The following is a 2364-nucleotide window of genomic DNA, read 5'->3' as shown; positions in this document are numbered from 1 at the left end:
CCGACGCCGTCGCCGGGGCCGTCACCGCATCCTCCCGGCGGATGTCGCCGGCCACACCGACACCAACGCGGCGGCGTCGGCGACGTCCAGAACACGCAGTCGTCCGCTACCCGCCGTAACCGAGGCCCTGGCAGGGCCGGCCGCACCGGACCCGGCCGCACCGGACCCGCCGCTGGATTCGATTCCGGTACCGCCGACCCGGACCACGATCACGTGCTCGAACCGGCTGACGGCCGGGGCGACCGCCGCCGCCTGCCCGACGTCGACTCCACCTGTGACCAGGGTCAGCGTGCCGACTCCGCCGCGGCCGAGCCCCCGGACGGCCGCCGTCAGCGCGTCATCCGGGTATGCCGCGACACCGAGACCGGCACCGGCACCGGAACCGGAACCGGAACCGGAACGGAGACCGAAACCGGCCGCGTCGAGAGTGCCGGCGTCGCGTTCCACCCGGGCGAGCGCGTCCAGGACGACCTGGTCGTCACCGCGCCCGCCCCGACCCGCGACCCGAACATCCCCCGTGGTCCGCAACCGGACCGGAAACCGGCGCCGGGCCGAGGCGAACAGAACGGACGCGGCAACGTCCACCGCGGCGTCGAACGCGCCGTCACCGGCCGCACCGGACGGATAGGCGTACGCCCGGGTGTCCAGCAGAACGGTCGTGACCGGCTCGCTCGGATCGACATGCCGGCGCACCAGCAACGTCCCCGCCCGGGCGCTGGACCGCCAGTGCACATGCCGGGGATCGTCACCGGGCACGTATTCCCGCAGCGCGTGGAAGGTCACGCCACCTTCGGTCCGGCTGTCCACGGACAGCCCGTCGGGGCTGCTGGACCGGGCGGACGCCAGCGGCGTCAGCGGATGCACCACCGGGTGGACGTGGACCACAGCCGCTTCCCCGACCTGCTGCGAGCGTGTCAGCAGGCCGAACGGGTCGGACCTGCGGACGTGCACCGGGCCGACCCGCAGCACTCCCCGACGCGCGGTCGGCAGCGGCACCGCGATCGTGCGCCGCGTCGATCCACCCAGCGAGCGCAGGGGGGTTTCGGTCGCGGTCTCACCGTGCGGCAGGATGATCTGCAGGACCCCGCTCCGCCGGTCGGCGATATTCCTGATCGTCACACTCGCCATCGCCGCCTCGCCACGACGGACCCGGGTCGGAAGAACCTCGATCTCCGCACCCAGCCGCGGACGGTAAGCGACCGCGACCGCCGCCGCCAGCAACGCGGCGACACACCCCACCGCCAGCACCGACAGTTCGGCGAACCGCAGCACACCCGAGATCACCGCCAGCACGACCGCCGCGCCGGCCACCCCCCACCCGGTCGGGGTGACGATGCCAAGCGCCGCGCCCGGGTGGCGCCGGGCAGGTGCCACGGCCGGTTACACCCCGGCCAGCGACCGGGGTACCGACACGGACCCGAGCACCTCACCGACCGCGTCCTCGCCGGTGAAGCCGCGCAGTTCCGCGTCGGCCGCCACCAGCATCCGGTGCGCGAGCACGGGCACGGCAAGCGCCTTGACGTCGTCCGGGGTGACGAAATCCCGTCCAGCCGCGGCCGCCCGGACCTGGGACGCGCGCAGCAGAGCAATGCTGCCGCGCGGGCTGGCGCCCAGCCGTAGCCGCGGCATCGTCCGGGTTGCCGCGACCACGTCGACGACATATTCGTGCACGGTGTCCGCGACATGGGTGCGCGCACCCTGCGCGACCAGCGCCAATACCTCGTCGGTGGACAGCACCGGGCGCAGATCCTCCACCCGGATGCCCGACTGACGGTTACGTAGAATCGCCACCTCGGACTCACGGTCGGGGTAGCCCATCCGAACCCGCATCAGGAACCGGTCCAGCTGCGCCTCGGGCAGCGCATAGGTGCCGTCCATGTCGACCGGGTTCTGGGTCGCCACGACGAAGAAGGGTCGCGGCACCGCATGGGGCTGGCCGTCGACCGTGACCCGCCCCTCTTCCATGACCTCCAGCAACGCCGACTGTGTCTTGGGTGACGCCCGGTTCACCTCATCGGCCACCACCACATGGGCGAACACCGGCCCGGGATGAAACCCGAACTGAGCGGTCCCCTGGTGGTAGACGGTCACCCCGGTGACATCGGACGGCAGCAGATCCGGGGTGAACTGGATGCGGTGACAGGACGCCTCCAACGACGCCGCGATGCAGCGGGCCAACGAGGTCTTGCCCAGCCCCGGAACATCCTCGATGAGCAGATGCCCGCCGGCGAACAGGCAGGTCAGCGCCAGCGAAACCGCCTCGGTCTTGCCCCGCACCACCAGCTCGACGTTGTCGACGACAGCCTGAAACGCCGCCGCGAAATCGGACGGATCACCACTGCCGGTTGGCATCGTGGACACCAT

At 72.0% G+C, this 2364-nt stretch carries 2 protein-coding genes; both read right to left on the bottom strand.

The annotated features are described in order from the left end of the window. Nucleotides 1-21 precede the first annotated feature (21 nt). The gene (locus tag U9980_RS06520; protein ID WP_322767109.1) at nucleotides 22-1374 is read right to left on the bottom strand and encodes a DUF58 domain-containing protein; all 1353 of its coding nucleotides are present in this window, start codon (nucleotides 1372-1374) and stop codon (nucleotides 22-24) included. A gap of 6 nt (nucleotides 1375-1380) precedes the next feature. Beyond that, a complete protein-coding gene (locus tag U9980_RS06515; RefSeq protein ID WP_322767108.1) occupies nucleotides 1381-2364 on the bottom strand; it encodes a MoxR family ATPase in 984 nt (327 codons plus the stop codon).

This window comes from Protofrankia sp. Cr1 (assembly GCF_963555865.1).
Lineage (GTDB): Bacteria > Actinomycetota > Actinomycetes > Frankiales > Frankiaceae > Protofrankia.
Note: the sequence above shows the minus strand (reverse complement) of the source record. Positions and strands in the feature narration are given on the sequence as shown.